This window comes from Rhodosalinus sp. FB01 (assembly GCF_041365715.1).
In the GTDB taxonomy this organism is placed as follows: domain Bacteria; phylum Pseudomonadota; class Alphaproteobacteria; order Rhodobacterales; family Rhodobacteraceae; genus Rhodosalinus.
In genome coordinates this window covers 1-1,396 of sequence record NZ_JBGFSH010000029.1, presented here as the reverse complement: position 1 = coordinate 1,396, position 1,396 = coordinate 1, and the positions used below count along the sequence as shown (strand labels likewise).

At 59.0% G+C, this 1,396-nt stretch carries 1 protein-coding gene and 1 pseudogene; both read left to right on the top strand.

Going from position 1 to position 1,396, the window contains the following annotated elements; translation table 11 throughout:
- Positions 1-212 precede the first annotated feature (212 nt).
- Positions 213-764 carry a hypothetical protein gene (locus tag AB6A65_RS16350; RefSeq protein ID WP_371039465.1) on the top strand — a complete coding sequence of 184 codons (552 nt, stop codon included), beginning with the start codon at positions 213-215 and terminating at the stop codon, positions 762-764.
- A pseudogene (locus AB6A65_RS16345) lies at positions 761-1,396 on the top strand (hypothetical protein); the annotation flags it as partial. The gene AB6A65_RS16350 and the pseudogene AB6A65_RS16345, both read left to right, overlap by 4 nt.

Sequence of the window (1,396 nt, the reverse complement as noted above, 5' to 3'; positions counted from 1 at the left end):
TCAGGCCGCGTCACCCAGGTTTCAGCATAGCTCATTTCCGAAGCCGAGAAGGCCATAGCCCTTCTCCAGGAACGCCGTAGCGCTCTGATCTCCGCCGCCGTCACCGGCAAGATCGATGTACGCGGCGACGTCCCTGAAACGACGGAGGCGGCCTAATGGGAGAAATTCGAGAAGAAGACGTCGAGTGGGCAACAGTCCATAGGATGCGGCGGATGCTTCCCGCCGACAACGCGGAATACAAGCTCAATCAATGCTTCGCCCTGTTCACCGGGATCCTCTGCTGGACCATGCAGCGTATCCAGACGGAGCCACGTGATGAAGACGCGATCTCACAAGCGATGAAAGCTCTGACTGAAGACCTAAAGGGGCAGACCTTCCACGACTTAGTCCGGCTATGCATCCGAACCGTTGGTGACTCAGACGGCTCCCAGCCCACAGACGCGGCCCCACTGCCTTTAAACGACTTCTCCGCGTTTCAAGAAGCCGACCAACCCTTCAACGCCTTTCGTACACTGAAGGCACTGCGAAACGCTGTCGCTCATGGCGACGCGAGGCGAGTACTTCCAGTGAACCAGAACACAACCTTGATCGGATATCGTCTGATCTGCCGCGAGAATGGTGGATGGGAAGGCGAGGTCTTGCTTGACCGTCATGCAATGGCGGAGATCGCCGGAACGCTTGCCGACCGCTTCTGTGAAGCGATTGCAGCTCTTGATCCGTCAGCCAAGGATAACGGGTCGGCCCTCGTGGAGGAACCCGCATGATCGCCAAGATCGAACGTGTCGCGCTTCGCGCGGTCTGGCCGCACGAGGCTTACGATTTCACACAGTGGCTCGAAGAAAACATTGACGTGCTGAGCGATGCGATCGACCGCAACATCGTCGGCGTAGAGCGCGAGAAGAAGACGGAAAGTACCTTCAGCGTGGATCTGGTCGGCGAGGACGAAGCGGGGTCGGCGATCATCATCGAGAACCAGCTTGAGAAGAGCAATCACGACCACCTTGGCAAGCTCATCACCTACCTGACCGCTATGCAAGCCACCACGGCGGTCTGGATCGTTGCAGAGCCGCGCCCTGAGCATGTGGCCGCCTTGGCTTGGCTCAACGAGTCCACCAACGCGGATTTCTTCTTGCTAAAGCTGGAGGCGATCCGGATCGAGAACTCTCCCCCGGCACCGCTCCTGACACTGATCGTCGGCCCATCGGAAGAGGGCAAGTCGATCGGCCGCAGCAAGCATGAGATGAGCGAGCGGGATCACGAGCGACTTCGCTTCTGGACGCAGCTTCTCGAACACCCAGGCGCGACCCTCCACAAGCACACTACGCCCAGCAAATACACCTGGCAGGGCCTCAGTTCGGGCATCATTCGGAGCTATGCTGGGAAATGGGTGACGGAG